This window comes from Chromobacterium sp. HL1 (assembly GCF_057418835.1).
This window is the reverse complement of sequence record NZ_CP162399.1, coordinates 3699423-3726387: the sequence shown is the minus strand read 5'-3', so window position 1 is coordinate 3726387 and position 26965 is coordinate 3699423. Positions and strand designations below refer to the sequence as shown.

27 protein-coding genes are annotated in these 26965 nt (G+C 63.5%); 12 read left to right on the top strand and 15 right to left on the bottom strand.

Annotated elements, in window-relative coordinates; translation table 11 throughout:
- The first annotated feature begins 2 nt into the window (after positions 1 to 2).
- The 3 genes from AB1Z25_RS16970 (at position 3) to ugpQ (ending at position 3249) form a co-directional block, all read left to right on the top strand.
- Positions 3 to 1343 carry a cytochrome ubiquinol oxidase subunit I gene (locus AB1Z25_RS16970; protein WP_227104710.1) on the top strand — a complete coding sequence of 447 codons (1341 nt, stop codon included), beginning with the start codon at positions 3 to 5 and terminating at the stop codon, positions 1341 to 1343.
- A complete protein-coding gene (locus AB1Z25_RS16965) occupies positions 1340 to 2353 on the top strand; it encodes a cytochrome d ubiquinol oxidase subunit II (protein ID WP_486635748.1) in 1014 nt (337 codons plus the stop codon). Before AB1Z25_RS16970 ends, AB1Z25_RS16965 begins: the two co-directional genes overlap by 4 nt.
- 137 nt (positions 2354 to 2490) lie before the next feature.
- Positions 2491 to 3249 (top strand): glycerophosphodiester phosphodiesterase, encoded by a 759-nt coding sequence (gene ugpQ, locus AB1Z25_RS16960; protein ID WP_486635747.1) that lies wholly within the window; start codon positions 2491 to 2493, stop codon positions 3247 to 3249.
- Here the strand turns inward: ugpQ and AB1Z25_RS16955 are convergent.
- Complete coding sequence (locus AB1Z25_RS16955) at positions 3236 to 3940, bottom strand: substrate-binding periplasmic protein (RefSeq protein WP_107800359.1); 705 nt, start codon at positions 3938 to 3940, stop codon at positions 3236 to 3238. The genes ugpQ and AB1Z25_RS16955 overlap by 14 nt on opposite strands.
- A gap of 6 nt (positions 3941 to 3946) precedes the next feature.
- Complete coding sequence (locus tag AB1Z25_RS16950) at positions 3947 to 5959, bottom strand: methyl-accepting chemotaxis protein (RefSeq protein ID WP_227104704.1); 2013 nt, start codon at positions 5957 to 5959, stop codon at positions 3947 to 3949.
- A 563-nt stretch (positions 5960 to 6522) separates the two neighbouring features.
- On the opposite strand from AB1Z25_RS16950, the gene AB1Z25_RS16945 reads away from it, so the two are divergent.
- Positions 6523 to 7938, top strand: a complete 1416-nt coding sequence (locus AB1Z25_RS16945) for an alanine/glycine:cation symporter family protein (RefSeq protein WP_107800357.1) — start codon at positions 6523 to 6525, stop codon at positions 7936 to 7938.
- A 66-nt stretch (positions 7939 to 8004) separates the two neighbouring features.
- Here AB1Z25_RS16945 and hemN read toward each other — a convergent pair whose 3' ends face one another.
- Entirely contained in the window at positions 8005 to 9411 is a 1407-nt protein-coding gene (gene hemN / locus AB1Z25_RS16940) for an oxygen-independent coproporphyrinogen III oxidase (RefSeq protein ID WP_107800356.1), read from the bottom strand.
- A 109-nt stretch (positions 9412 to 9520) separates the two neighbouring features.
- Between hemN and fnr the strand changes: the two genes are divergently transcribed.
- Positions 9521 to 10267, top strand: a complete 747-nt coding sequence (gene fnr, locus AB1Z25_RS16935) for a fumarate/nitrate reduction transcriptional regulator Fnr (RefSeq protein ID WP_043590811.1) — start codon at positions 9521 to 9523, stop codon at positions 10265 to 10267.
- Between the two features lie 59 nt (positions 10268 to 10326).
- On the opposite strand, the gene AB1Z25_RS16930 is transcribed toward fnr, so the two are convergent.
- Together AB1Z25_RS16930 and AB1Z25_RS16925 are read right to left on the bottom strand one after the other, a co-directional pair.
- Positions 10327 to 11250: a DUF1853 family protein gene (locus tag AB1Z25_RS16930; RefSeq protein ID WP_486635746.1), complete on the bottom strand. Its 924-nt coding sequence runs from the start codon at positions 11248 to 11250 to the stop codon at positions 10327 to 10329.
- Positions 11240 to 12019 (bottom strand): RNA methyltransferase, encoded by a 780-nt coding sequence (locus tag AB1Z25_RS16925; RefSeq protein WP_107800354.1) that lies wholly within the window; start codon positions 12017 to 12019, stop codon positions 11240 to 11242. The genes AB1Z25_RS16930 and AB1Z25_RS16925 overlap by 11 nt, the downstream gene beginning before the upstream one ends.
- A 203-nt stretch (positions 12020 to 12222) precedes the next feature.
- Here AB1Z25_RS16925 and AB1Z25_RS16920 point away from each other — a divergent pair, with 203 nt between their 5' ends.
- From AB1Z25_RS16920 to AB1Z25_RS16910, 3 genes are all read left to right on the top strand, one after another.
- Positions 12223 to 13014, top strand: coding sequence for an inositol monophosphatase family protein (locus AB1Z25_RS16920; RefSeq protein ID WP_048411783.1), 792 nt, complete (start codon positions 12223 to 12225; stop codon positions 13012 to 13014).
- An 84-nt stretch (positions 13015 to 13098) separates the two neighbouring features.
- Positions 13099 to 13497, top strand: coding sequence for a VOC family protein (locus AB1Z25_RS16915; protein ID WP_107800353.1), 399 nt, complete (start codon positions 13099 to 13101; stop codon positions 13495 to 13497).
- Positions 13498 to 13513: 16 nt separating this feature from the next.
- Positions 13514 to 13840, top strand: coding sequence for a hypothetical protein (locus tag AB1Z25_RS16910; protein WP_253314523.1), 327 nt, complete (start codon positions 13514 to 13516; stop codon positions 13838 to 13840).
- A gap of 1 nt (position 13841) precedes the next feature.
- Here AB1Z25_RS16910 and udk read toward each other — a convergent pair whose 3' ends face one another.
- From udk to iscR, 10 genes are all read right to left on the bottom strand, one after another.
- On the bottom strand, positions 13842 to 14462 hold the full coding sequence (gene udk / locus AB1Z25_RS16905) for a uridine kinase (RefSeq protein WP_048413454.1): 621 nt from the start codon (positions 14460 to 14462) through the stop codon (positions 13842 to 13844).
- Between the two features lie 92 nt (positions 14463 to 14554).
- Positions 14555 to 15190, bottom strand: a complete 636-nt coding sequence (locus tag AB1Z25_RS16900; RefSeq protein WP_107800352.1) for a glutathione S-transferase family protein — start codon at positions 15188 to 15190, stop codon at positions 14555 to 14557.
- Between the two features lie 172 nt (positions 15191 to 15362).
- The gene (gene iscX / locus AB1Z25_RS16895; RefSeq protein ID WP_107800351.1) at positions 15363 to 15557 is read right to left on the bottom strand and encodes a Fe-S cluster assembly protein IscX; all 195 of its coding nucleotides are present in this window, start codon (positions 15555 to 15557) and stop codon (positions 15363 to 15365) included.
- Between the two features lie 132 nt (positions 15558 to 15689).
- The gene (gene fdx, locus AB1Z25_RS16890; RefSeq protein ID WP_107800350.1) at positions 15690 to 16031 is read right to left on the bottom strand and encodes an ISC system 2Fe-2S type ferredoxin; all 342 of its coding nucleotides are present in this window, start codon (positions 16029 to 16031) and stop codon (positions 15690 to 15692) included.
- Positions 16032 to 16040: 9 nt separating this feature from the next.
- Positions 16041 to 17903 carry a Fe-S protein assembly chaperone HscA gene (hscA, locus tag AB1Z25_RS16885; protein WP_486635745.1) on the bottom strand — a complete coding sequence of 621 codons (1863 nt, stop codon included), beginning with the start codon at positions 17901 to 17903 and terminating at the stop codon, positions 16041 to 16043.
- Positions 17904 to 18011: 108 nt separating this feature from the next.
- Positions 18012 to 18545: a Fe-S protein assembly co-chaperone HscB gene (gene hscB / locus AB1Z25_RS16880; protein ID WP_107800348.1), complete on the bottom strand. Its 534-nt coding sequence runs from the start codon at positions 18543 to 18545 to the stop codon at positions 18012 to 18014.
- A 75-nt stretch (positions 18546 to 18620) separates the two neighbouring features.
- Complete coding sequence (iscA, locus tag AB1Z25_RS16875; RefSeq protein WP_107800347.1) at positions 18621 to 18944, bottom strand: iron-sulfur cluster assembly protein IscA; 324 nt, start codon at positions 18942 to 18944, stop codon at positions 18621 to 18623.
- Positions 18945 to 18960: 16 nt separating this feature from the next.
- Positions 18961 to 19344 carry a Fe-S cluster assembly scaffold IscU gene (gene iscU / locus AB1Z25_RS16870; RefSeq protein ID WP_048411946.1) on the bottom strand — a complete coding sequence of 128 codons (384 nt, stop codon included), beginning with the start codon at positions 19342 to 19344 and terminating at the stop codon, positions 18961 to 18963.
- Positions 19345 to 19405: 61 nt separating this feature from the next.
- A complete protein-coding gene (locus AB1Z25_RS16865) occupies positions 19406 to 20623 on the bottom strand; it encodes an IscS subfamily cysteine desulfurase (protein WP_107800346.1) in 1218 nt (405 codons plus the stop codon).
- A gap of 33 nt (positions 20624 to 20656) precedes the next feature.
- The gene (iscR, locus tag AB1Z25_RS16860) at positions 20657 to 21136 is read right to left on the bottom strand and encodes a Fe-S cluster assembly transcriptional regulator IscR (RefSeq protein ID WP_019102781.1); all 480 of its coding nucleotides are present in this window, start codon (positions 21134 to 21136) and stop codon (positions 20657 to 20659) included.
- 451 nt (positions 21137 to 21587) lie between these two features.
- On the opposite strand from iscR, the gene AB1Z25_RS16855 reads away from it, so the two are divergent.
- The 4 genes from AB1Z25_RS16855 (at position 21588) to AB1Z25_RS16840 (ending at position 26963) form a co-directional block, all read left to right on the top strand.
- On the top strand, positions 21588 to 22709 hold the full coding sequence (locus tag AB1Z25_RS16855; RefSeq protein ID WP_486635744.1) for a beta-ketoacyl-ACP synthase III: 1122 nt from the start codon (positions 21588 to 21590) through the stop codon (positions 22707 to 22709).
- Between the two features lie 161 nt (positions 22710 to 22870).
- Entirely contained in the window at positions 22871 to 24469 is a 1599-nt protein-coding gene (locus AB1Z25_RS16850) for an ABC transporter substrate-binding protein (RefSeq protein WP_107800343.1), read from the top strand.
- A gap of 532 nt (positions 24470 to 25001) precedes the next feature.
- The gene (locus tag AB1Z25_RS16845; RefSeq protein ID WP_107800342.1) at positions 25002 to 26030 is read left to right on the top strand and encodes an ABC transporter permease subunit; all 1029 of its coding nucleotides are present in this window, start codon (positions 25002 to 25004) and stop codon (positions 26028 to 26030) included.
- 18 nt (positions 26031 to 26048) lie between these two features.
- On the top strand, positions 26049 to 26963 hold the full coding sequence (locus AB1Z25_RS16840) for an ABC transporter permease subunit (protein ID WP_107800341.1): 915 nt from the start codon (positions 26049 to 26051) through the stop codon (positions 26961 to 26963).
- The last annotated feature ends 2 nt before the right edge of the window (positions 26964 to 26965 follow it).

The following is a 26965-nucleotide window of genomic DNA, read 5'->3' as shown; positions in this document are numbered from 1 at the left end:
CTATGGACTTTGACCCGCTGGTATTGGCGCGCATTCAGTTCGGCGCCAATATTTCCTTCCACATCTTGTTTCCCACCATCAATATCGCGATGGGCTGGGTGCTGCTGTTCTTCAAACTGCGCTATCTCAAGACCGGCCAGCAGGGCTGGATGGACGCCTACGGCTTCTGGGTGAAGATTTTCGCGCTGTCCTTCGCGCTGGGCGTGGTCAGCGGCGTGACCATGAGCTTCCAGTTCGGCACCAACTGGCCAGGCTATATGCAGACGGTGGGCAATATCGCCGGTCCCTTGCTGGCTTACGAAATCCTGACCGCCTTCTTCCTGGAGGCCACCTTCCTCGGCGTGATGCTGTTCGGCCGTTCCAGGGTGTCGGAGCGGGTCCATACCTGGGCCACCTTCCTGGTCGCCTTCGGCAACACGGTGTCGGCGTTCTGGATCCTGGCCTTGAATTCCTGGATGCAGACTCCGGCCGGCTTCAAGATGGTGGACGGCAAGGCGGTGGTGACCAGTTGGCTGGAGGTGATCTTCAATCCTTCGCTGCCTTACCGGCTGACCCATATGCTGATCGCTTCCGGCCTGACCACGGCCTTCTTGGTGGCCGGCCTGTCCGCTTATCGCCGGCTGAAGGGCGACCGCAGCGACGGCGCCAAGATGGCCTTGAAAACCGGCGTGATCACCGCGGCCTTGCTGATTCCGCTGCAGATCTTCGTGGGCGATATGCACGGCCTGAACACCTTCAAGCATCAGCCGGCCAAGCTGGCGGCGATTGAAGGCGTCTGGCATACCGAGAAGGGCGCGCCGCTGTTGCTGTTCGCGCTGCCCAATGCGGAAACGCGGCAGAACGATATGGCGGTGGGCATTCCCAAACTGGCCAGCCTGATCATCACCCACGATCCCAACGGCGAGATCCGCGGCCTCAACGAGTTCGCCCAGCATCCGCCGGTGGGCAAGGTGTTCTGGAGCTTCCGGGTGATGGCGGGCGTCGGCGCGCTGATGCTGCTGGTGTCCTGGCTGGCCTGTTGGCAACTGCGCCGCCGCGGCCAGCTGGCGCCGCTGATGCTGCGGGCGCTGGTGGGCATGACCTTCGCCGGTTGGGTGGCGACCCTGGCCGGCTGGTACGTGACCGAGATCGGCCGTCAGCCGTGGCTGGTGGAAGGGGTGCTGACCACCGCGCAGGCGGCGGGCCCGGCGACCGGAGGCATGGTGGCGTCCACCCTGGCGATGTATCTGGGTCTATACCTGGTGTTGCTGACCGCCTATGTGTCGGTCTTGTTCTATATGGCCGGCAAGGCTGCCGGGCAGTCCGGCGGCGAAGCCGCGCATCTCGAGGAGAAACTGGCATGAGTGGCGCTGTGTATTGGTTGCCGGTGGTGTTCGCCGGCCTGATGGCCCTGGCCATGCTGATTTACGTGGTGCTGGACGGTTACGATCTGGGCGTGGGCCTGCTGCTGCCCTTCGCCGAGGACGACGAGAAGGACATGATGATCGCGTCTATCGGCCCGTTCTGGGACGCCAACGAAACCTGGCTGGTACTGGGCGTGGGCTTGTTGCTTGTGGGCTTCCCGCTGGCGCACGGCATCATCCTGGGCGAACTCTATCTGCCGGTGGCGCTGATGCTGGCCGGCTTGATCGTGCGCGGCGTGGCTTTCGATTTCCGCGTCAAGGCGCGCGAACCGCACAAGCCGTGGTGGAACGTCGCCTTCGCCTGCGGTTCCCTGTTGGCGGCGTTGACCCAGGGCGTGATGCTGGGCCGTTATCTGACTGGCTTCGCCGAAGGCTGGCTGGCCTGGGGTTTCGCCTTGCTGGCCGGCATCGGCCTGGCCGCGGCCTACACCTTGCTGGGCGCCGGCTGGCTGATCATGAAAACCAGCGGCGCCTTGCAGGCCAAGGCGGTGGCCTGGGCGCGGCGCAGCCTGGCCGGCGCCGGCCTGTCGGTGCTGCTGGTGTCGGCGGCCACGCCGCTGGCCAGCAGCCATATCGCCGCAAAGTGGTTCGCCTTGCCGGAGTTCCTGCTGTTGCTGCCGCTGCCCTTGGGTTGCATCGTGTTGTTCGCCACCTTGTGGGTGATCCTGCCGCGGCTGGCGGTGCGCCAGGCGGCAGGCAACGACAATTGGTGCTGGGCGCCGTTCGCCTGCACCGTCGGCATCGTGCTGCTGTCGTTCTGGGGCCTGACCTATAGCGTGTTCCCCGAGGTGGTGATCGGTCGGTTGAACATCTGGCAGGCGGCCAGCGACACCGCGGCCTTGTGGGTGATCTTCTGGGGCGCGGCGGCGGTGCTGCCGGTGATTCTGCTGTACACCGCCTTCGTCTATCGGGTGTTCCACGGCAAGGCCAATGCGCTGACTTACCAATAAGCTTGCGATTTCCGTCCTTGACGAAGCCGCCTTTGCCGAGCAGAGGCGGCTTTTGCCATACTGGAAGCGCGTCATCCGCCTGCAATCCGCGTCGGCGACAATGACGCCTTTTGTCCGAGGTCCGCAAGGAAGCGCCCATGTCCCAGTCCACGTCCGGCCGGCAATGGCCTTATCCCCGCTTCATCGCCCATCGCGGCGGCGGCGTCCTGGCGCCGGAGAACACCCTGGCGGGATTTCGCGAAGGCTTGCGCTACGGCTACCGCGGCGTGGAATGCGATGTGAAGCTGTCCGCCGACGATGTCTGCTTCTTGCTGCACGACGACACGGTGGAGCGCACCAGCAACGGCCGAGGCGCGGCGGCGGCGATGAGCATGGCGCAATTGGCGCGGCTGGACGCCGGCGGCTGGAAGGGCGCGGCTTTTGCCGGCGAGCCGATGCCGACGCTGGACAATGTCGCCGCTTATTGCCTTGCGCACGGCATCGCCTTGAATATCGAGATCAAACCCTGCCCGGGACGGGAGGCGGACACCGGAGCGGCGGTGGCGGCGGAAGCCGCGCGGCTATGGGCCGGCGCCGCGCAGCCGCCCTTGCTGTCGTCTTTTTCCGACGAGGCGCTGCGCGCCGCGCGCGACGCCGCGCCGCGTCTGCCGCGCGCCTGGCTGGTGGAGCAGGTGCCGGCGGACTGGGAGGCGCGTTTGCGCGAGCTGGCTTGTATTGCGCTGCACTGTGATCACCAGAGCTTGAGCGCTGAGCTGAGCGCCGAGATCAAGCGAGCCGGCTTTCAATTGCTGTGCTACACGGTGAACCGGCCGGCCGACGCCGAGCGCTTGCTGGCCTGGGGCGTGGACAGCGTCTGCACGGATCGCTTGGATTTGCTGCGGCCTATTTCAGATTGAAAGCCTTGAAGCTCCCGTCCGCCTTCATCGTCAGGATGGCGTGGTTCAGCCGTTGCATGGCGTCGTCGCTCAACTGAGGATGGCAGGCGAAATAGATGTCCGTCTCATTCACCACCAGGGCGACGCGCGGCGTCGCCATTTTCATTTTGTCGGCCATGCCCTGTATGCCCACATCCAGCGTGGCCAGCAAGTCGATGCGCCCCAACTGCAGTTTGCGCAGGCTGGTTTCCAAGTCCGCGCTTTCGTCCAGCGCCCAGCCCTGTTGTCTTAGCCGGCTGGCCACGGCGGTGCCGCGCACGGCGCCGATGTGGAATTGCCGGGCCTGCTCCGCCTTGCCGAAGCGGCGGGTCTCGTCTTGACGCGCCAGCAGCACCAGTCGCAGGCGGATGATGGGCTCGCTCCAGCGGAACAGCGCCTCGCGTTCGGGAAAGCGGGCGGCGGTCAGGCAGGTGTCCGGGGTGTGCCGGACCAGCAGCACCGCGCGGGCGGTGGGGTAGGGCGCGAACTTGAACGGCAGGCCGGCGCGTTGCGACAGCGCGCGCATCAGGTCGATGGCGGCGCCGGAGACGCGTTGCTGATCGGCTGACACTTCGATGATGGGGGGCTGAGGGCTGACCAGTATGGTCAGCCCGGCCGCCGCGGCCGGCGCCGGGGCCAGCGCCGCAATCCCCAGCCACAGCAGGCGCCGCATCGCGGCCTAGACGCTGAAGCGGCCGGCGAGCTGCCCCAGCCGCTGCGACACCGACTGCAGTTCGCCGGCGGTCTGCGCGCTGGCTTCGACGGCGCTGGCGTTGGTTTCCGACATCCGCGCCACGCTCTCCACGTTTTGAGCCAGGGACTGGCTGGCGCTGCTCTGTTCCTTCAGCCCCTGAGTGATTTGATGGATGCTGTCCAGCACCTGGTCCACGCATTGGCGGATGGAGGCGATGCTGGCGCCGGCGTTGCGGGTGTTTTCCTGGCCTTGCATGATGGCGCTCATGCCGGTTTGCATATTGGCGATGGCCTGCTGCGAGGTGCGCTGGATGTCGGAGACGATGGTGCTGATCTCGGTGGTGGATTGCGCGGTGCGTTCCGCCAGCTTGCGCACCTCGTCGGCCACCACGGCGAAGCCGCGGCCTTGTTCGCCGGCGCGCGCGGCTTCAATGGCGGCGTTCAGCGCCAGCAGATTGGTTTGGTCGGCGACATCGCGGATCACATCGACGATGCTGGCGATGGACTCCGATTGCTGGCCCAGCGCGCCTATGGTTTCCGAGGCCGAGGACACGTCGCGCACGATGCTGTCCATGCTGGCGCTGGCGTCGTGGATGATGGCGTTGCCCTCGCTGGATTGGCTGACCGCGGCGCGCGAGAGTTGATTGGCTTGTTCCGATTGCTCGGCGCTGACCATCAGGCTGGTGCTCAACTGTTCGATCGCCGCCGCCATGCTGGCCGCCGCCTGAGTTTGCTTGGTGCTGCTGTGGGACACGTTCTGGGCGCTTTGCGCCATCTGGTCGGCGGCCGAATTGACTTCGCGCGAGGTGTCCAGCAACTGGGTCACGGTGTCGCGCAATTGGTCGCGCATCTGGCCGATGGAGGCGAGCAAGCTGCTACGGTCCTGTTCGCGCAACTGGATGCGGGTGCCCAGCTGGCCGGCGGCCAATTGCTCGACCACGCTTTGAACGTAGAAAGGCTCGCCGCCCAGTTGCAGGGTGATGGACAGATAGAGCTGGTGGAACAGGAAGCTGGCCAGCAGCATGGCGGCCAGGCCGATGCCGATGTAGAAATTGCGCTGGGCCTGCATCCGTTCGATGCGGGCTTGCAGCAGCGTGTCCAGATTGTTCAGCGTCACGTCGCCGAAGCGGGCGCCGATCTCGGCGTTTTTCGCCGCCATGCCGCTCACCGCCAAGGCCGCGCCGGTTTGGCCTGCGATGGCCTTGTCTATGGCCGCGCCCTGGCCTTGATGAAACGCGGCCAAGGCCTGGGATTCGGCGTTCAGCGCGGTCTTCAGCGCCGGATTGTAGGCCAGCGCCTTGGCCAGATCGCCATTCAAGCCGTCCAGCGCGCCGTTGATCAGCGGGCGCAGTTCCACCAGGCGGTCGCGTTCCGCCGGCGTCAGCGCCTGGCCGGCTTCCGGTTTGGCGGCCCAGGCCAGCGCTTCGCCGATGTAGTTGCTCAGCGAGGGCAGCTTGGCGGTGGCGGCGTCCATCAGGTAATAGCTGTCGATGTCCGGGTCCAGCGTCAGATTGGAGTTGTCGCTGGCGGCACCGAGCAGGGCGTTGAGTTTGTCCGCTGTGCTGTCGAAGCTGGCGATCACTTGCGGCGGCGGCGCCGCGCCTATCCGCGACAGCGTGCCTCGCGCGGCGCTGGCGGTTTTCCAGGCCTCGTCGGTTTGCAGGATGGCGCCGTATTGTTCATGGGCGCTTTGCAGCCGGTTCCAGCCTTGCTCCAACTGCGCCTGCGCCGCCGGCAGCGCCGCCTTGGCGGCGGCCTCGCCCTGCGCCGCTCGCACGGCCAGATCCTGAGCTTGTTCCAGCGCGCCCAGCAGGTGATGCAGCGGCTGGATGTAGGACACGCCGACTCTTTCTTTTTGCGAAAAGTCGATATTGTCCTGATTGGTTCGATACAGACCGTACACCATATAGAGTAAGGCGACGGCAAAGACCGCGCCGATCAGCGCAAAGCGGCTGGGGTAGCTCAAGCGCTGCATCAGCCTTACCACGGGCGTTGTCATGATTTCGCTCCTGACTGTGGCGGCGACGCCCGCAATGTGAACGTCTACCGCGCCAGTTCCAGAATAGGCAATTTTCACGGACTGCGATTGCCGCATGAAATGCGATGGCTGGGCTGAAGCGCCGCGTATCAGTTCATTGCGGGCGGGAGCATGAGCTTTGCCTTGTCTGGCGTATGCAGGCAACCGGCCATAATGCTTAAGTCATCAAAAATGACTTTTGATTGTTTTGTGCTTGGATAAATAGGCCGCTCTCTGGATAGGATCAATGACAAAGGCGTGTCCGGGCGCGACGGAAAGCCGGCTGGCGCGGCTTTGGCCGATGGCGTCCGGCATTGCCAGCAATCACTCTATTTTGCTAAATTCGCCGGGTTTCGCATCAAAACAGTCTGACGAAGCGGTGTCCCGAAGCAGGCGGCCTGACGGCTGCGGGGAGCTGTCTCGTCAAGACCGCAACCCTCGAGCCCGGCGCCAAGATCGGGACGGGGTCAATCTTCCAGTCTGAAATCCTTCCGGCGCGCGTCGCCCATTTCCAGATTGCCACGCTCAGAGCTTTAAGAGGATCCATGGACTTGCTTCATTCGTTTATCAATGCCGCCAATGATGTGATTTGGGGCAAGATGCTGATCGGCCTGTTGCTGGCCGTCGGCTTGTATTTCTCGTTGCGTTCCGGCCTGTTGCAGCTGAGGCTGTTCGCGCGCGGCTGGCGCGAAATGATGGGCGGCCGCGGCGGCCATCGCAGTAAGGACGATATTTCGCCGTTCCAGGCTTTCGCCACCGGCCTCGCCAGCCGGGTGGGCACCGGCAATATCGCCGGCGTGGCCATCGCCATTGCCGCCGGCGGCCCCGGCGCGGTGTTCTGGATGTGGCTGACCGCCATGCTGGGCATGGCCAGCGCTTTCGCCGAATCGACTTTGGCGCAGCTGTTCAAGACCAATCACCATGACGACACCTTCCGCGGCGGCCCGGCCTACTACATCCAGAAAGGCCTGGGGCAACGCTGGCTGGGCGTGATCTTCGCCCTGTGTCTGATCCTGGCCTTCGGCCTGGTGTTCAACGCGGTGCAGGCCAACTCCATCGTGGCGGCCACCGAGGGCGCCTGGGGCTGGAACCGCTATATGGTGGGCATCGCCCTGGTGGTGATGACCGCCCCCATCATTTTTGGCGGCGTGCGCTCGGTGGCGCGGGTGGCCGAGTGGCTGGTGCCGGTGATGGCGGCCATTTATCTGCTGATGACCTTCTATGTCTTGGCGGCGCACGCGGCCGAGCTGCCGGGTTTGATCGTGTTGATCGTCAAGAGCGCCTTCGGTCTGGAGCAGGCGGCGGGCGGCTTCGCCGGCTATGCGGTGAGCCAGGCGATGATGCTGGGCATCAAGCGCGGCCTGTTCTCCAATGAGGCGGGCATGGGCTCCGCCCCCAACGCGGCGGCGACGGCGACTTCGCGTCACCCGGCGAGCCAGGGCGCGATCCAGATGTTCGGCGTCTTCATCGACACCATGGTGATCTGTACCGCCACCGCCGCCATCATTCTGTTGTCCGGCGTGTATGACCAGGGTTTGAGCGGCGTGGCGCTGACGCAGAAGGCGATCGAATCGCAGTTCGGCCCGATAGGCGCGTCCTTCCTGGCGGTGGCGATGTTCCTGTTCGCCTTTTCCACCATCATCGGCAATTACGCTTACGCCGAGGGCAATGTCGAATTCATCCGCAGCAATAAGGGGATCTTGCTGGCCTTCCGTCTGATCGTGCTGGCGATGGTGATGTTCGGCGCGGTGGCCAGCCTGCCGCTGGTGTGGGATATGGCTGACTTTGCCATGGGCCTGATGGCGCTGATCAATCTGGTGGCCATCGTGCTGCTGTCGCGTTATTTCTTCATTGTGCTGAAGGATTACGAGCGTCAGCTGAAGCGGGGCGAGTCCACCCCGGTGTTCAAGGTGGCGGATTACCCGGAACTGGCCGCCAAGGTAGAAAAAGACATCTGGTAAGCCGCGTCCGGCTCCAACGATAAACAGCCCGCGTCCAGACGCGGGCTGTTTTGTTGCTAGCCCCGTTCAAATGGTCTTGGAGTAGCGCGCCTGGGTGCGGCGCTCCCGCAGGTGGCGGTCGAAGATCATCGCGATATTGCGGATCAGGAAGCGGCCCTTGGGCTCCACCATGATGAAGTCGCCGTCGAAGGACAGCAGGCCCAGTTGCTGGTATTCGCGGATCTGCGGCAGTTCTTCGGCGAAGTACTCGGCGAAGTTGATGCCGTGGATCTCTTCCAGCGCCTCCACCGACAGCGAGAAGCGACACATCAGGCCCTGGATGATGCTGCGGCGCAGGATGTCGTCATTGTCCAGCGTCAGCCCGCGCAACACCGGCAGATGGCCGCTGTCCAGCGCCGCGTAATAACTGTCCAAGTCCTTGGCGCTCTGGCTGTAACAGGGGCCGACCTTGCCGATGGAGGACACGCCAAGACCGATCATGTCGCAGTCCGCATGGGTGGAGTAACCCTGGAAATTGCGTTGCAGCCGGCCCTGGCGCAGGGCGGAGGCCAGTTCGTCGTCCGGCTTGGCGAAGTGATCCATGCCGATGAAGACATAGCCGGCGTCGGCCAGGCGCTGCACCGAGTCCTGCAGGATGTCCAGCTTGGTTTCCGGCGAGGGCAGATCGGCCTCGTTGATGCGCCGCTGCGGCATGAACACGGTGGGCAGGTGGGCGTAGTTGTACAGCGCCAGCCGGTCCGGCCCGATGGCGATCACCTTGTCCAGCGTGCGGCGCACCGATTCCCGGGTCTGCAGCGGCAGGCCGTAGATCAGGTCGACGCTGACGGACTTGAAGCCGGCGTCGCGCGCGGCCTGGATCACCTCCAGCGTTTCCTCTTCGGACTGCACCCGGTTCACCGCCTGCTGCACCGCCGGTTCAAAGTCCTGAATCCCGACGCTGATGCGGTTGAAGCCGAGTTCGGCCAGTTTGAAGATTGTCGCCGCGCTGACTTTGCGCGGGTCTATTTCTATGGAATACTCCCCCTCCTTCAAGAACTCGAAATGAGTCTTGAGCAAGGTCATCAATCGTTCCAGTTGCGCGTCGGACAAGAAAGTGGGGGTGCCGCCGCCGAAATGCAGCTGTATCACTTGCTCGCGGCGGCCCAGACAGGAGGCGATCATGCGGACCTCCTTCTCCAGGTAGTCCAGGTACAAGTCCGCTTTGCCGCTGTCCTTGGTGATGATCTTGTTGCAACCGCAGTAGTAGCAGATAGTGTTGCAAAAAGGTATATGAGCGTACAATGATAAAGGTTTCCGGTTGGCGCCGATGCTGCGCTGCCGTAGCCAGTGGATGTAGTCTCTTTCGGCAAAACCCGGCGTAAAGCGATCCGCTGTCGGGTATGACGTATATCTAGGACCTGTCCCGTCGAGGCGCTCAATCAGCGCGCGGTCGAATTCAAAATGGGCAGGAGAAAATGGGTGGGTGGTCTTCATGTCGTATTTGGATGGCAAAACCTCTGGTGGACTGGTAAATTTGCGGAAATCCTGCGAATTTCGCTTTGATAAGGGTCAAGCTTCATCGCAAGCTTGTACTAAACATGCCATGTCCGATCAGAACCATATCTCTTTGCATAACCTGAAGGTCTCCTGCTCCAACTGCAGCCTGAAGGAACTTTGTCTACCTGTGGGGCTTAACCGCGAGGAGCTGACCCAGCTCGACGCGGTGATCCGCCAAAGCCGCCGTTTGAAGCGCGGCGAGTACTTGTTCCGCAGCGGCGAAGGCTTCCGTTCGCTGTTCGCGGTGCGCACCGGCTTCTTCAAGACCAGCGTCGCCAGCCAGGACGGCCGCGAGCAGGTCACCGGCTTCCATATGTCCGGCGAACTGATGGGCCTGGACGGCATTTCCGCCAATGTGCACGGCTGCGACGCCATCGCGCTGGAGGACAGCGAGGTGTGCGAGCTGCCGTTCAGCCGCATGGAGAGCCTGGGCCGCGAAATTCCCACCCTGCAGCACCATTTCTACCGTCTGATGAGCCGCGAGATCGTTCGCGATCAGAATGTAATGTTGTTATTGGGCAACATGAAGGCGGAAGAGCGCCTGGCCGCCTTCCTGCTCAATCTGTCGCAGCGTCTGTCCACCCGCGGCTTCGCCGCCAACGACTTCATCCTGCGCATGAGCCGCGAGGAAATCGGCAGCTTCCTCGGCCTGAAGCTGGAAACCGTCAGCCGCACGCTGTCCAAGTTCCAGCAGCAAGGCTGGATCACCGTCGATCACAAGCACATCCAACTGGTGATGGTGGACGAATTGAAGGCGCTGATTTCCGGCTGCGCTCACGCCAACGGACATTGATTCCGCCGCGCGGGCGGACAGATGGAAAACGCAAGGCAAGCCCTCGGGCTTGCCTTTTTTCATGGGGCCGGCGCGCAGTCCGCGATTTGCAGCAGCAGCCGCGACAGCGGCGCTTCCTGAGGCCAGCCCGGCGGCACGGCGAAGCCGCGGGCCACTTCATGCCAGTCGCCGTCGGGGCCGGGCTGCAGTTCGGCCAGCAGCTGCGGCGCCTCGGCCTGTTCCAGGCGCGCGCGCAGTTCCGCCGCGTCGGCGGTGTGTTCCCGCGAGCGGCGCGCCGGCGCCAGCCAACTGAGCCTGGGCAGCCAGGCCCAGCGCGAATCCGCATTCAACGCCGGCCAGTCGCCGCGCAGCGGCCAGTATTGCCCGTACAGCGGCTGGGCGCCGGGCGGCGCTTCCGGCGCGGTGTCGCGGGCGTGGAACAGCCAGCCGCTGAGCCGGGCGCCGACCGCGCAGCCCTCAAAGCCCGCCGGCAGCGTCGCTTGCGCCGCCGGGTGGCGGGACAGGCGCAGCTGGGTTTGCAGTTTATGGGCTTTCAGCGCCCAGGCGTCGCGCAGGCTGGGGCCGGTCAAGGTGTCCGCGCTGCGGCCCAGTTGCAGATAGAACTTGCTGGCGGCTTCCAGATGCAGCGGTTGGCCGTCTAGGCGCAGCAGGAAGTCGAACTCGCCGACGGTGCGGCCGTCCGGCGCGCGCACCGGCAGATTGCTGGCCACCAGTTCGATGTGCGGCGCCAGCCGGAACCAGAAGGACAGCAGCCGTTCCGCGTAATGGCCCAGACGGCGGGTGGGCTGGCGCGCCAGCCAGTGCTGAAGTTCGGCAGGATCGGCGTCCAGCGTTTGCAGCAAGGCCGGGCCGTCGGCCCCCAGCAGCCGCTGCGGCGGGATGTCCGCGCCGCTGCGCCAGGGCGAGGGCGCGGAGAGCAGAAAAGCCAGATCGCGCACCGCCGGGTGCGCGTAGGGCAGGGTGAATAGCGGCTTATTCGCCATCCTGTCCGGGCGCGTCGCGGCGGACTTCGCCGTCGGCGGCGCGCTGCACCTGTTTGAGGAAGCCGCGCAGGATGTCGATTTCCTCGCGCAGCAGGCCGGCGCGGTTGAACAGGGTGCGCATCCGGCGCATCATCCGTTCGCTGTTGCGGCGGCGGAAATAGCCTATCTTGTCCATGGTCTGTTCCAGGTGGCCGCAGAAGCCCTCCACCTCGCCCAGCGCCGCCGCGTCGCTGTCGGCGCGCAGATAGTCGACGTCCACGCCGGTGTGGCTGAACAATTCGTAAGTCATCACCTGCACCGCCATCGCCAGATTCAGCGAGAAGTAGTCCGGGTTGCCGGGGATGGTCACCAGGCGGTTGCATTGTTCGACTTCTTCAATGGACAGGCCGAAGGTCTCGTTGCCGAACACCAGGGCCACCTGTTCGCCGGCGCGGGCGCGCGCCACCAGTTCCGGCGTGGTCTGGCGCGGGGTGGACAGCGGGGTGGTCAGCTCGCGACGGCGGCTGGTCAGCGCGCAGGCGATGGTGACGTCTTGCAAGGCCTCGGCCAGGCTGGACACCACGGTGGCCTGCTCCAGAAGATCCACCGCGCCGGAGGCCAGCGTATTGGCCTCGTCGCTGGGAAACACTTTGGGTTCAACCAGATACAGCCGGCTCAGGCCCATGGTTTTCATCGCCCGGGCGGCGGAGCCGATATTGCCCGGATGGTTGGGGCGGGCCAACACGATGCGAATGTTTTTCAGAAAATCAGGTACTTGGGGTTTATTCATCAGCAGTTTCACATTAAAATAGCCGGCTTATCGAAAAGCCCGCGCGCCGTTTTGCGCGCAAGGCCAGCGTTTGCCGGATTGGGCAGGCGTGTCGCCTTGCCCGATTGCGCCGGGTTTTTCTTGTTCCTTAACCCAGATTGTTACTAGCAGACGTCGCGTCATGTGGCGGACGTCTGTCATGGTTGAAAGTGTAGAGGCCGTCAATGCATCCGATGCTCAATGTCGCGGTGAAAGCCGCTCGCCGCGCCGGCAGTGTCATCCAGCGCGCGTCGCTGAATCTCGACGCGGTGCGCGTAGAGCGCAAGAAACACAATGACTTCGTGACCGAAGTGGACCGCGCCGCGGAAGAGTCCATCATCGCTTCCATTCTGGAAGCTTATCCCAAGCACGCGATTCTAGCAGAAGAGTCCGGCGCGAAAGGCATCGGTTCGTCGGAATACGAGTGGATCATCGATCCGATCGACGGCACTACCAACTTCCTGCACGGCCACCCGCAGTACGCGATCTCCATCGCGCTGGCGCATAAGGGCCAGGTGCAGCAAGCCGTGGTCTTCGACCCCAACCGCAACGATCTGTTCACCGCCTCGCGCGGCGTCGGCGCCTTCCTCAACGATCGCCGCATCCGCGTGTCCAAACGCTTCATGATGAATGAATGTGTGATCGCCACCGGCTTCCCGGTGTCCGACCAAAGCTATATCGACCAATACCTGGGCATGCTCAAGGATGTGCTGGCCAAGACCGCCGGCGTGCGCCGCGAAGGCGCGGCCTCGCTGGACCTGTGCAATGTCGCTTGCGGCCGCGTGGAAGGTTTCTGGGAGCTGAACCTCAAGCCTTGGGACATCGCCGCGGGCAGCCTGATCGTGCAGGAAGCGGGCGGCATCGTCACCGATTTGTCCGGCGAACAAGGCTGGCTGGAGTCCGGCGACATCGTCGCCGCCAACCCGAAAGTGCTGGCGCAGCTGCTGCATACGCTGGCGCCGCATATCGGCAAGTAAGCGCTGTCGGCTTGGCCCCTTGGGGCTTGAGCGGCTAACGCGTCACGGCGTCCTCGGGGGCGCCGTTTTTGTTTGGAGCGTGATATGAAACAGTTTTTGGGTTCGGTCGCCCTGGTGGTGACGGATTACGATGAAGCCATCGCCTGGTATGTGGACAAGCTGGGCTTTGTCTTGCTGGAGGATGAACGCCAGGGCGAGGACAAGCGCTGGGTGCGCGTGGCGCCGCCGGGAGCGAGCGAGTGCGCGCTGCTGCTGGCCAAGGCGAGCAATGCGCGGCAGCAGGCGGCGGTGGGCGGCCAGACCGGCGGCCGCGTGGGTTTCTTCCTGCATACCGACGATTTCTGGCGCGATTACCGCCGCATGGCGGCGGCGGGCGTGAGCTTCAGCGAGCAGCCGCGCGAGGAGGAATACGGCACCGTGGTGGTGTTCGAGGACTTGTACGGTAATCGCTGGGATTTGCTGCAGTTGAAGTCCGACGTTTAAACGCCGGCTGGGCCCCGTGAATAACAAAGAGCCGCGCATTGCGCGGCTCTTTGTTATTCACGTCGCCAAAAACCGCCGGCTCGTCGTCGGCAGCGGCTTGCGGCTGCGGCGGATAGGCGTCCGCTTCGTTCCAATCCAGATCCCAATCCAGATCCAGTTCGGCCAGCATGGCCTGGCGTCCGGCCTGGCGCTGTCCGGAGCGGCTTTGTCCGTGGGCGCCGCCTTTTTTCATGATGGGCGCGCAAGCGTGCGGATTGCGCGGTTTGATCGTGTGCATGGAGTGCTCCTGTGCTTGGGGCCCGCTAAGCGGGCGGAAGACGGCGGCGCGGACGCCGCCGGGTAAATCAGTTGTGCACCATCAGGCTGGCCACCTTGGTGGTGATGATGTCCACCGCCGGATCATTGGCGCCGTGCGGCAGGATCACGTCGGCGAAGCGCTTGGTGGGCTCGATGAACTGGTTGTGCATCGGGCGCACCGTGGTCAGGTATTGTTCGATCACGCTGTCGGTGGTGCGGCCGCGTTCGGTGATGTCGCGCTTGAGACGACGGATGAAGCGCACGTCGGAATCGGTGTCGACGAAGATCTTCAAGGACATCATGTCGCGCAGCGCGGCGTCGTACAGCGGGAACAGGCCTTCGATGACGATGACCGGCGCCGGCTGCACGGTGATGGTTTCCTCGGCGCGGGTGTGGTTGGCGAAGTCGTAGACCGGCATTTCGATGGCGCGGCCGTTGCGCAGATCGTCGATGTGCTCGATCAGCAGCGGCCAATCGAAGGCTTGCGGGTGGTCGTAGTTGGTGGCCAGCCGCTGTTCGAAGGTCAGATGGCTCTGATCGCGGTAGTAATAGTCTTGAATGATCACTGCCGCCATCTCGGAGCCAATGGTTTCCAGCACTTGATTGGTCACCGTGGTTTTACCGCTGCCGCTGCCGCCTGCAACGCCGATGATGAACGGGGTGGTCATGAAACTATCCTTCTACGCGTAAAAATGATAAAAAAACGCGCCATTCTAATGAGTTATGGCGCGTCCTTCCACTCTAATTGCGACATTATCCGCTATGAAGCGCGCTGACCTTCCGCCTGGGCGGCCTCATACCACTCCCGCATCGCCGGCAAAGCCAGCAGACGATCGACGTAAGCCTGCGATTGCTCCGGCAATTTGACGTTATAAGTGTGGAAGCGGGTGGCGATGGGCGCGAAGAAGGCGTCGGCGATGCTGAAGCCGCCGAAGATGAATTCGCCGTTGGCCTGGTGGCGCGGCAGATGCTCTTCCCACAGCGAGATGATGCGGGCGATGTCGAACTCCACCGCCGGCGTGCTCTGATAATTGATGTGGCGCAGCGTCAGATTCATCGCCAGGTGTTCGCGCAGCGCAGAGAAGCCGGAGTGGATCTCGGCGACGATGGAGCGGGCGACCGCGCGCAGTCCCGCGTCGTCCGGCCACAGCTTGGCGGCGGGAAAGCATTCGGCCAGGTATTCGCAGATGGCCAGCGAATCCCAGATCCGCAGCTTGCGGTCTATCAGCACGGGCACCTTGCCGGCCGGGTTGGCGGCCAGGATGCGGGCCTTGGTGTCGGACAGGTAGAGATCGATCTGCTGCTCTTCAAACGGTTCGTCCAGCATTTTCAGCACCAGCCAGGGGCGCAGGGACCAGGAGGAGTAGTTTTTATTGCCGATGATGAGGGTGAACATCAGGGAGCTCCGTTTCGAAAGAGGAGGCTGCCGGCGGGCTGTCGCAGCCTTTGTCCGATGATACCGCCATCGGCCCGTCTTTTCCTATGCGGAGACGGCGGGTTTTGGGCCCAAGACGGCAAAAAGGCCGCATCCTGCGACGCGGCCTTGCTAAAACGGGGGGTGGGGAGGCTTATTCCACCTCGTCGATCCAGGCTTGCTGGATCGCCTCCAGCACGCGTTCGCCGCCGCGGCTGTGGTCGTCGTCAAAATCCGGCAGCTCGACGACCCAGTTGTGCAGATCAACGAAGCGCACGGTCTTGGGGTCGACTTCCGGATGGGTTTCCGCCAGTTCGATGGCGATGTCCAGCACGTCGGTCCATTTCATCTTCTTGTCTCCTGAGCGGGGAACCGCTCATAAAATCCAGCGCAGCGGCTGTAGCAAGGCGCGCCGCCGCGGACAGTACATGAGGTACGGCAAGGCGGCGCAACGCGGCTACAGGGATTTTAGGGCGTGTTCCTAGTGGTGTTCGCGGGCGTGGTTGATGGTGTACCGGGGAATGTCTATCACCAAATCCTCATCGGCGACAATGGCCTGGCAGGACAGCCGGGACTGGGCTTCCAGTCCCCAGGCCTTGTCCAGCAGGTCTTCTTCCAGCTCGTCGGCTTCGTTCAGGGAGTCGCCGCCTTCGCGGACGATGCAATGGCAGGTTGTGCAGGCACAGGACATCTCGCAGGCGTGCTCGATCTCGATATCGTGATCCAGCAGGACCTGGCAGATGTTCTGGCCGGGTTCGGCGTTGTCGATGACCAGGCCTTCCGGGCAGAGGTCGGCGTGGGGCAATACGATGATTCGCGGCATGGCGGATCCTTACAAATCGGAAATGTTGTGGCCTTTGAGCGCGCGTCGGATATTGCGATCCATGCGGCGCGAGGCGAATTCTTCGGTGGCGCGGTTGAGGCGGCCGGAGGCCTCGTTGACCTCGCGTGCGATTTGAGCGGCGGCGATGGCCGCGTCCACGGCAGCCAGCGCCTCTTCCACCGCGGCGCGTTCGTCGGCGTCCAGCAGATCGCCGTCGCTGGCGAGCGCAACGCGACAGGCCTCGCTGAGGCTGGTGGCGTCGACGACGGCTTCGCGCAGCTTGCGCGCCTCGATGTCTTCATGCACATGGGTCATGGACTCGGTCAGCATGCGGCTGATTTCCTCGTCGCTCAGGCCGTAGGAGGGCTTGACCTCGATGCGCGCTTCCACGCCGCTGGTCTGTTCGCGGGCGGACACTTCCAGCAGGCCGTCGGCGTCCACCTGGAAGGTGATGCGGATGCGCGCCGCGCCGGCCACCATCGGCGGGATGCCGCTCAAGGTGAACTTGGCCAGCGAACGGCAATCGGCCACCAGTTCGCGCTCGCCTTGCAGCACGTGGATGGACATCGCGGTCTGGCCGTCCTTGAAAGTGGTGAAGTCCTGAGCGCGGGCCACCGGGATGGTGCTGTTGCGCGGAATGATCTTCTCGGTCAGGCCGCCCATGGTCTCGATGCCCAGCGACAGCGGGATCACGTCCAGCAGCAGCCACTCGTCCTCGCCCTTGTTGCCGGCCAGCACATTGGCCTGGATCGCCGCGCCCAAGGCGACGACCTTGTCCGGGTCCAGATTGGTCAGCGGCTCCTGGCGGAAGAAATCGCCGACGGCTTTTTGCACCTGGGGCATGCGGGTGGCGCCGCCCACCATCACCACGCCATGGACCTCGTCCGCGGCGACGCCGGCGTCGCGCAGCGCCTTGCGCACCGGCAGCAGAGTCTTGTCCACCAGGTTCTTGGTGATGCCGCGGAAGGTGTCCTGGTCCAGCGTCAGGTTCAGGGCCTGGCCGTCGGACAGCAGCGCGGTGATCTGAGTCTCCGCGTGCTCGGTCAGCGCTTCCTTGGCCTCGCGGGCGCGGGTCAGCAGCAAGCGGGTATCCTGAGCGCCTAGCCCGGACAGGCCGGCTTGTTCCAGCATCCAGCAGTAGACGCGATGGTCGAAGTCGTCGCCGCCCAGCGCGGAGTCGCCGCTGGTGGCCAGCACTTCGAACACGCCGCGGCTGAGCTTGAGAATGGATACGTCGAAGGTGCCGCCGCCCAGATCGTAGACGACGTATATGCCTTCGCTGCCGTTGTCCAGCCCGTAGGCGATGGCGGCGGCGGTGGGTTCGTTCAGCAGGCGCAGCACGTTCAGGCCGGCCAGACGCGCGGCGTCCTTGGTGGCCTGACGCTGGGCGTCGTCGAAATAGGCCGGCACGGTGATGACCGCGCCGGTCAGATCGCCGCCCAGGCTGGCTTCGGCGCGCTGTTTCAGGGTGCGCAGAATGTCGGCGGAGATTTCCACCGGGCTTTTGATGCCGCCGCGGGTCACCAGTTGCAGCATGCCGGGCGCGTCGACGAAGCGATAGGGCAGGTTGCGGACGTCCGGCAGATCGGCCAGGCCGCGGCCCATGAAGCGCTTCACCGAGACGATGGTGTTGTGCGGGTCCTTGTTCTGCTCTTTCTGGGCGTCGTAGCCCACGCTGACGCCGCCTTCTTCGGCGTAGCGCACCACCGAGGGCAGCAGGCTGCGGCCGTGCTCGTCCTTGAGCACGGCGGCGGATCCGCTGCGCACCGAGGCCACCAGGGAATTGGTGGTGCCCAGATCGATGCCGATCGCCAAGCGGTGTTGGTGAGGGGCGGCGGAGAGGCCGGGTTCGGCGATTTGCAGTAAGGCCATATTCAGTTCAAATCAGTTCGAGGTAAGCCGCCTGCTGCTGCGGAGGCGGATGGAGAGGACGGGCCGGAGCGCGATCCCCACGACGGGGAAGGGCCGGCGGCCGAGGGCTCAGTCAAGCAGCGCCTCGATGGCATCGCCGATTTCCTGGTCCAGTTTTTCCAAAAACCGCAATTTTCTCACTAGAAGCGCGGCGGCGTCCAAGTCGGCGCGCTGGTCCAGCGCCAGCTCCAGCTCAGCCTGATGCGAGCGGCTCTCGTCCCGCAACTGGCGCGACAAGGTTTCCAGGCGTTCGAGTGCGCCGCCGGCGCGGGCGTCTTCGATGTTTTCGCGCCATTCCATCTGCGCCATCAGGAAGGCGGCCGGCATCTGAGTATTGGTGTCTTCCTGGGTGTCCACGCCGGCGAGCGTCAGCAGGTAGCGGGCGCGGTTCAGCGGCGACTTCAGCGTTTGGTAGGCTTCGTTGACCCGGGTGGCCTGCATCAGCGCGCTGCGTTTTTCGGCGTCGGAGCTGCTGGCGTAGCGGTCGGGATGGACCTGGGCCGCGGCGGTGCGCCAGGCGTGCTCCAGCGCTTGGCCGTCGATGGCGAAACGGCGCGGCAGATTGAACAGGGAGAAGAAGTCTTGGCTGAAATCGGTGCTCATAGGGACGGGGCCGGAAAACCTAGCGTACAGTTGGACGACGGGCGGGCGGCGCCGAAGCGCGCCCGCCTGCCGGGGTCAGACGTTGAAGCTTTCGCCGCAGCCGCACTCGTTTTTGACGTTGGGGTTGTTGAACTGAAACCCCTCGTTCAAGCCTTCCTTGGCGTAATCCAGCTCGGTGCCGTCGAGATAGGCCAGGCTCTTGGCATCGGTGAACACGGTGACGCCATGGCTTTCAAAGGTCACGTCTTCGTCGCTGGCCGCGTCGACGAACTCCAGCTTGTAGGCCATGCCGGAGCAGCCGGAGGTCTTGACGCCCAGACGGATGCCCAAGCCCTTGCCGCGTTTGGCGATGAAGGCGCTGACGTGAGCGGCGGCGCGTTCGGAAAGGGTGATAGCCATGATGTGTCCCCGCTGATTATTTGCCGTGCTTTTGCTTGTAGTCGTTGACCGCGGCCTTGATCGCGTCTTCGGCCAGGATGGAGCAGTGAATCTTCACCGGCGGCAAGGCCAGTTCTTCGGCGATGGCGGTGTTCTTGATATCCAGCGCCTCGTCCAGCGATTTGCCCTTGACCCATTCGGTCACCAGCGAGGAGGAGGCGATGGCGGAGCCGCAGCCGTAAGTCTTGAACTTGGCGTCCTGAATCACGCCGTCCTCGCCCACCTTGATTTGCAGCTTCATCACGTCGCCACAGGCCGGCGCGCCCACCATGCCGGTGCCCACGCTGTCGTCGCCTTTTTCGAAAGAGCCCACGTTGCGCGGGTTTTCGTAGTGATCCATTACCTTGTCGCTGTATGCCATGATTGTCTCCTTCAGCGCCGCTCCGGCCTGGCCGGCTCGGCGCTGGATATTGCTGTCGCCCTTAGTGGGCGGCCCATTGAACCGAATTCAGATCCACGCCGTCTTTGAACATTTCCCACAAGGGGGACAGTTCGCGCAGCTTGCCGATCTTTTGGTTTAGCAGATTCACCGCGAAGTCGATTTCCTCCTCGGTGGTGAAGCGGCCCAGCGTGAAGCGGATCGAGCTGTGGGCCATTTCGTCGTTGCGGCCCAGCGCGCGCAGCACGTAGGACGGCTCCAGCGAAGCCGAGGTACAAGCCGAACCGCTGGATACGGCCAGCTCCTTGATCGCCATGATCAGGCTTTCGCCTTCGACGAAGTTGAAGCTGACATTGAGGTTGTGCGGCACGCGTTGGTCGATGTCGCCGTTGATGTAGACCTCTTCCATGTTCTTGATGCCGTTCCACAGGCGGTCGCGCAGCATGCGGATGCGTTCGCGCTCGCTGTCCATCTCTTCGCGGGCGATGCGGAAGGCTTCGCCCATGCCCACGATCTGGTGGGTGGCCAGGGTGCCGGAGCGGAAGCCGCGCTCATGGCCGCCGCCGTGCATCTGCGCTTCCAGGCGCACGCGCGGCTTGCGGCGCACGTACAGGGCGCCGATGCCTTTGGGGCCGTACACTTTGTGGGCGGACAGGCTGAGCAGGTCCACTTTCTGCTTTTCCATGTCGATGATCACCTTGCCCGGCGCCTGGGTGGCGTCGACGTGGAAGATCACGCCCTTGGCGCGGCAGATTTCGCCCAGCTGTTCGATGTCCTGCACCACGCCGATTTCATTGTTGACGAACATCACGGAGGCGACGATGGTGTCCGGGCGGATGGCGGCCTTGAATTCTTCAATGTCCAGCAGGCCGTTGTCCTGCACGCCCAGATAGGTCACTTCAAATCCCTGGCGCTCCAGCTCGCGCATGGTGTCCAGCACCGCCTTGTGTTCGGTCTTGACGGTGATCAGGTGCTTGCCCTTGCTCTTGTAGAAGTGGGCGGCGCCCTTGATCGCCAGGTTGTCGGACTCGGTGGCGCCGGAGGTCCAGACGATTTCCTTGGAGTCGGCGTTGATCAGCTTGGCCACTTCAGCGCGTGCGTTCTCCACCGCTTCCTCCGCGTCCCAGCCGAAGCTGTGGCTGCGGGAGGCCGGGTTGCCGAACTTTTCGTAAAGATAGGGAATCATCTTGTCGGCAACGCGCGGGTCTACCGGCGTGGTGGCCGAGTAGTCGAGGTAGATCGGATGCTTGAGCTGGCTCATTTATATTCTCTCCACAGAAGATGGGTCCGCGCCTCACAGGGCGCCGGAGGCGGCAGAAGCGTGAACCACGCTGCATTCGCGCTTATCCTGCAATACAGTGTTTTCCTTGGTCTTTTGCTGCTCAACCAGGCTGGCGAGGCTGACCTTGGACAGGTAGTCGAAAATGGTGACGTTCAGATTGGTCCACAAATCGTGGGTCATGCAGCGCTGGTTGCCGCGACAGTTCTCGCGGCCGCCGCACTGGGTGGCGTCCACCGGTTCGTCCACGGCGGTGATGATGTCGGCCACGGAGATGTCGATCGGGGCCTTGGCCAGGGTGTAGCCGCCGCCGGGGCCGCGCACGCTGTCCACCAGTTCGGCGCGCCGCAGCTTACCGAAGAGTTGTTCCAAGTAGGAGAGCGAGATGCCTTGACGCTCGCTGATGCCGGCCAGCGTGACCGGGCCGCCGCTCTCGCGCAATGCCAGATCCAGCATCGCGGTGACGGCAAAACGCCCTTTAGTGGTTAAACGCATGTCTCTGGTCTCCAAGAGTGGGTATTTGGAGGAGGATGAATTCCTGATGCAGACGATTATACCTAATATCCGACTGTTTTAGTCAACTATTATCGGCGGAGGCAAGAGGATGCGGCTGCGCAAAGCCGATCATTTTACTCGGTTTTTAGTTCGAGGGGTAGTTTTGCCTACGGGATCCGCGGCAGGCCGCAGGCCGGAATCGGGCGTCGGCAGGGCGGCGCGAGCCGGCCGCGCAGAGGCGGGAAGGGCCGCGAGCCGCGCCGCGGCCGCGTTTGCGGTTTTATTACTTTCAGATGAAGGGCTTGGTGTAGAATCCGGCGACGGATAAGGATCGTCCGCGGACGGGCCGAAACGGGGCGGGCATTTCCGCTCGGGCGGCGCAGCGAGGACTGTCGTCGCCGCAACAAAAATCTACACTTACCCGGGTCACGGGGGGCTAAAAGGACAATTCATGCACAAGGTCGTCATTAGCGGAACCGGCTTGTTCACGCCGCCGCACGCGGTCAGCAACCAGGAACTGGTCGCGGCTTTCAATGCCTTTGTACACGCTCACAATCAGCAGCACGCGGACCGGATCGCCGCCGGAGAAATGGAAGCGCTGGCCGAGTCCAGTTCCGAATTCATTGAGAAAGCCTCCGGCATCAAGCAACGTTTCCTGATGGACAAGAGCGGGGTGCTGGATCCGGCCAGAATGGCGCCGCGTTTGCCGGAGCGCGGCAACGACGAGTTGTCGGTGCAGGCGGAGATGGCGGTGGCCGCGGCGCGCCAGGCGCTGGAACGCGCCGGCCGCAGCGCCGCGGACATCGACATGGTCATCGTCGCCTGCTCCAATATGCAGCGTCCGTACCCGGCGGTGTCCATCGAAGTGCAGCAGGCGCTCGGCATCCAGGGCTACGCCTTCGATATGAACGTGGCCTGCTCGTCCGCCACCTTCGGCATTCAGACCGCGGTCAACGCCGTCGCCTGCGGCCAGGCGCGCGCGGTGCTGATGGTGAATCCGGAAATCTGTTCCGCCCATTTGAACTTCCGCGACCGCGACAGCCACTTCATCTTTGGCGACGCTTGCACCGCGGTGGTGCTGGAGCGCGCCGAGGCGGCGAGCTCGGCGCAGCGTTACGATGTGCTGGGCAGCAAGCTGGCCACGGTGTTCTCCAATAATATCCGCAACAACTTCGGCTTCCTCAATCGTTGCGACGAGGCGGGGATAGGCCAGCCGGACAAGCTTTTCGTGCAGCAAGGCCGCAAGGTGTTCAAGGAAGTCTGCCCGATGGTGGGCGATCATATCGCCGCGCATCTGGAAGGCCTGGGCATCGCGCCGGCCGAGGTGGCGCGCTTCTGGCTGCACCAGGCCAATCTGGCGATGAACCAGCTGATCTCCCGGCGCGTGCTGGGCCGCGAGGCCGGCGATCAAGAGGCGCCGGTGATTCTGGACCGTTACGCCAACACCAGTTCCGCCGGCTCCGTGATTGCATTTCATCTGCATTCGGATGACCTGCGGAGCGGGGATGTCGGCGTCATTTCATCTTTTGGCGCGGGCTATTCGGTGGGCAGCGTTGTGCTGAGGAAAATCTGATAAGCCGGAAAAAATAGTCCTAGCGCGAAGGGCCCTTGGCAGAAAAAAGCAGAGGATGCTTGTCAAAAGCGTCCTCTCTGCATAATGTATCCCCCCATGGCGGGCTTGGATCCCGCTGACAAGAAAGACCGATGAGTCTGTACAAGGGAAAGGAAATAAAGATGCAAACTGTCAAGAAAGCGCTGTTGGCAGCCGGCCTGATCGCCGGGACCGCGATGGCCGCCCAGGCCGCCGGCACCCTGGTGTACTGCTCTGAAGGCAGCCCGGCGGGTTTCGACCCTGGTCAATACACTACCGGCACCGATTTCGATGCTTCCGCCGAAACCGTGTTCAACCGCCTGGTGCAGTTCCAACGCGGCGGCACCAAGGTGGTGCCGGCGCTGGCAGAGAAATGGGATGTGGCCGCCGACGGCCTGAGCTACACCTTCCATCTGCGCAAGGGCGTGAAGTTCCAGACCACCGATTACTTCAAGCCGACCCGCGAATTCAACGCCGACGATGTGGTGTTCACCTTCAGCCGCATGGTCGACAAGAACCATCCGTTCCGCAAAGCCTATCCGACCGAATTCCCGTATTTCACCGATATGGGTTTGGACACCAATATCGTCAAGGTCGAGAAAATTGACGCCAACACCGTCAAGTTCACTCTGAAGAGCCTGGACGCGGCCTTCCTGCAGAACCTGGCGATGAGCTTCGCCTCGGTGCAGTCCGCCGAGTACGCGGACAAGCTGCTCAAGGCCGGCAAGCCGCAGCTGATCAATCAGCAGCCGGTGGGCACCGGCCCGTTCATCTTCAAGCGTTACCAGAAAGACGCGCAGATCCGCTTCGCCGCCAACAAGGAATACTGGAACAAGGCCGACGGCCCGAAAGTGGACAATCTGGTGTTCGCCATCACCACCGACGCTTCCGTGCGCTACCAGAAGCTGAAAGCCGGCGAGTGCCAGATCACCGTCAACCCGCGGCCGACCGATCTGGCCGCGATGAAGGCCGATTCCAAGCTGTCGGTGACCGCGCAGCCGGGCTTCAACCTGGGCTACCTGGCTTACAACGTCAAGCACAAGCCGCTGGAGAAGCTGGAAGTGCGTCAGGCGCTGGACATGGCGATCAATAAGAAAGCCATCATCGACGCGGTGTACCAGGGCGCCGGCCAGCCGGCCACCAATCCGATGCCGCCGACCCAGTGGTCCTACAACAAGAGCCTGAAAGACGCGCCTTACGATGTGGCCAAGGCCAAGGCGCTGCTGGCCAAGGCCGGCTACCCCAACGGCTTTGAATTGAGCTTGTGGGCGATGCCGGTACAGCGTCCGTACAACCCCAACGCCAAACTGATGGCGGAAATGGTGCAGTCGGACTGGGCCAAGATCGGCGTCAAGGCCAAGATCACTTCCTACGAATGGGGCGAGTACATCAAGCGCGCCAAGGCCGGCGAGCATGACACGATGTTGATCGGCTGGACCGGCGACAACGGCGATCCGGACAACTGGCTGGGCGTGCTGTTCGGCTGCGACGCGATGAACGGCAACAACTTCTCCAAGTGGTGCTACAAGCCGTTTGAAGACCTGATCCAGAAGGGCAAGCGCACCGCCAACGTGGCCGAGCGCACCAAGCTGTACATGAAGGCTCAGGAAATCGTCAAACAGCAAGTGCCGATGACCACCATCGCCCACTCCACCGTCAATCAGCCGATGCTGAAATCGGTGCAGGGCTTCAAGGTCAGCCCCTTCGGCCTGAACTCCTTCTACGGCGTCAGCGTCAAGTAAGCCTGAAATAATAAAAACACGGCGACATCGGGGCCTGGCCCCCGATGTTTTGGCTAAGTTCGGCGAATGGCGCTGCTGATGCCGGCCTGTCCGCGTTGCGGCCGGGACCGACGCTGAAGCGGAGCGCTATTGGCCACTACAAGCCTTGGGTTTCCAGTCGCACGCAGAGGCGGCGGGCCCGATGGCGGCGGAACGTCTACTGGGTGGTTTTCAGAGGGTAGTCAGTCACAGCGTGGAGAGGCTGTGCGTCCGGCTTGACCTGGGTCAAGCTCGTCTGCGGCGAGGGGTGCTATCTTGCACTTGCCGTGGCGGTGGCGCAGCTGATGTGGGTGGGTGGTTCAGTTGCATGCCATCGCTTCGGCGCTCTTCTTGCTGTTTTCCTTGCTTCTTCTCCGTCCGATTCCGGTAACGTCTCCCCAAAACGCAATAGAGCCGTCGTTCGCCGTTTGCCATGCAAGGCGTCGTCGCTCTGGGTCTCATTTGAGTATTGCGCCCAGTCGCCCAGCGGGGCCGGCGCAAGGGAGAAGTCCTCATGTTTTCCTTTATTCTGCGAAGGTTGGGTTTATTGGTGCCAACCTTCTTCGGCATCACGCTGCTGACCTTCGGCCTGATCCGCATGATTCCGGGCGATCCGGTGGAGGTGATGGTGGGCGAGCGCGCGCTCGATCCGCAAATGCACGCCGAAGCCTTGCATCGCCTGGGTCTGGACAAGCCGCTGTACGCTCAGTATTTCGACTACGTGGTCAATCTGCTGCATGGCGACCTGGGCGAGTCCCTGGTGACCAAGACCGGGGTGTGGACCGAGTTCAAAACCCTGTTCCCCGCCACGCTGGAATTGGCGATCTCCGCCTTGATCTTCGCCACCGTGCTGGGTCTGCTGGCCGGCGTCATCGCCGCCATCAAGCGCGGCTCGCTGTTCGACCACGGCGTGATGGGCATCTCGCTGACCGGCTTCTCCATGCCCATCTTCTGGTGGGGCCTGATCCTGATCATGTTCTTCTCGGTCAAGCTGGGCTGGACCCCGGTGTCCGGCCGCGTCGACCTGACCTTCGACATCGCGCCGCACACCGGCTTCATGCTGATCGACTCCTGGATGGCGGAGGTCGCGGATCCGGAAGTGAACGCCGGCGCCTTCAAGAACGCGCTGATGCACCTGATTCTGCCCGCCATCGTGCTGGGCACCATTCCGCTGGCGGTGATCGCGCGGATGACGCGCTCGTCGATGCTGGAAGTGCTGCGCGAAGACTATGTGCGCACCGCGCGCGCCAAGGGCCTGTCGCCGGCGCGAGTGATCTTCATCCACACCCTGCGCAACGCGCTGATCCCGGTGTTGACCGTGATCGGCCTGCAAGTGGGCACGCTGATGGGCGGCGCGGTGCTGACCGAAACCATCTTCTCCTGGCCGGGCATAGGCAAATGGCTGATCGACGCCATCAGCCGCCGCGATTATCCGGTGGTGCAGAACGGCATCCTGATGGTGGCGACGCTGGTGATCGTCACCAACTTCATCGTCGACATCCTGTACGGCATCGCCAATCCGCGCATCCGTCACGCCAAGTAACAGCCAGTAGGTGGACTTATGACTCAGACTACGCAAGTCAACGCCGGGCCGGACCTGGCGCTGGCCTATCCCTCGCCGCTGAAGGAGTTCTGGCAGGGTTTTTCCCACAACAAGGGCGCGGTGGCCGGCCTGATCTTCATGCTGATCGTCACCTCCTGTGCGCTGTTGGCGCCGCTGGTGGCGCCCTACAGCCCCATCGAGCAGTACCGCGATCATTTGCTGACCCCGCCGGCCTGGGTGGACGGCGGTTCGGCGCAGTTCCTGTTCGGCACCGACGAATTGGGGCGCGACATCCTGTCGCGGCTGATTCACGGCGCGCGGCTGTCGCTGTTCATCGGCCTGTGCTCGGTGCTGATGGCCTTGCTGCCGGGCGTGGTGCTCGGCCTGTTGGCCGCCTTCTTTCCCAAGGCCCTCGGCGGCGCGATCATGCGGCTGATGGACATCATGATGGCCTTGCCCTCGCTGTTGCTGGCGGTGGCCATCATGGCCATTCTCGGACCGGGGCTGATGAACGCGATGATCGCCATCGCCACCGTGTCCTTGCCCGCCTATGTGCGCCTGACCCGCGCGTCGGCGATGACCGAGCTGAACCGCGACTACGTCACCGCCTCGCGCGTGGCCGGCGCGGGCCTGCCGCGGCTGATGTTCGTCACCGTGCTGCCCAACTGCATGGCGCCCTTGATCGTGCACGCGACCATGAGCTTTTCCTCGGCCATTCTGGAGATCGCCGCGCTGGGCTTCCTCGGCCTGGGCGTGCAGCCGCCCACCCCGGAGTGGGGCACCATGCTGGCCTCGGCCCGCGATTACATTGAAAGCGCCTGGTGGGTGGTGACGCTGCCCGGCCTGACCATTTTGCTGTCGGTGCTCGCCATCAACTTGATGGGCGACGGCCTGCGCGACGCGCTGGACCCGAAACTGAAGCGCGCCGCTTGAGG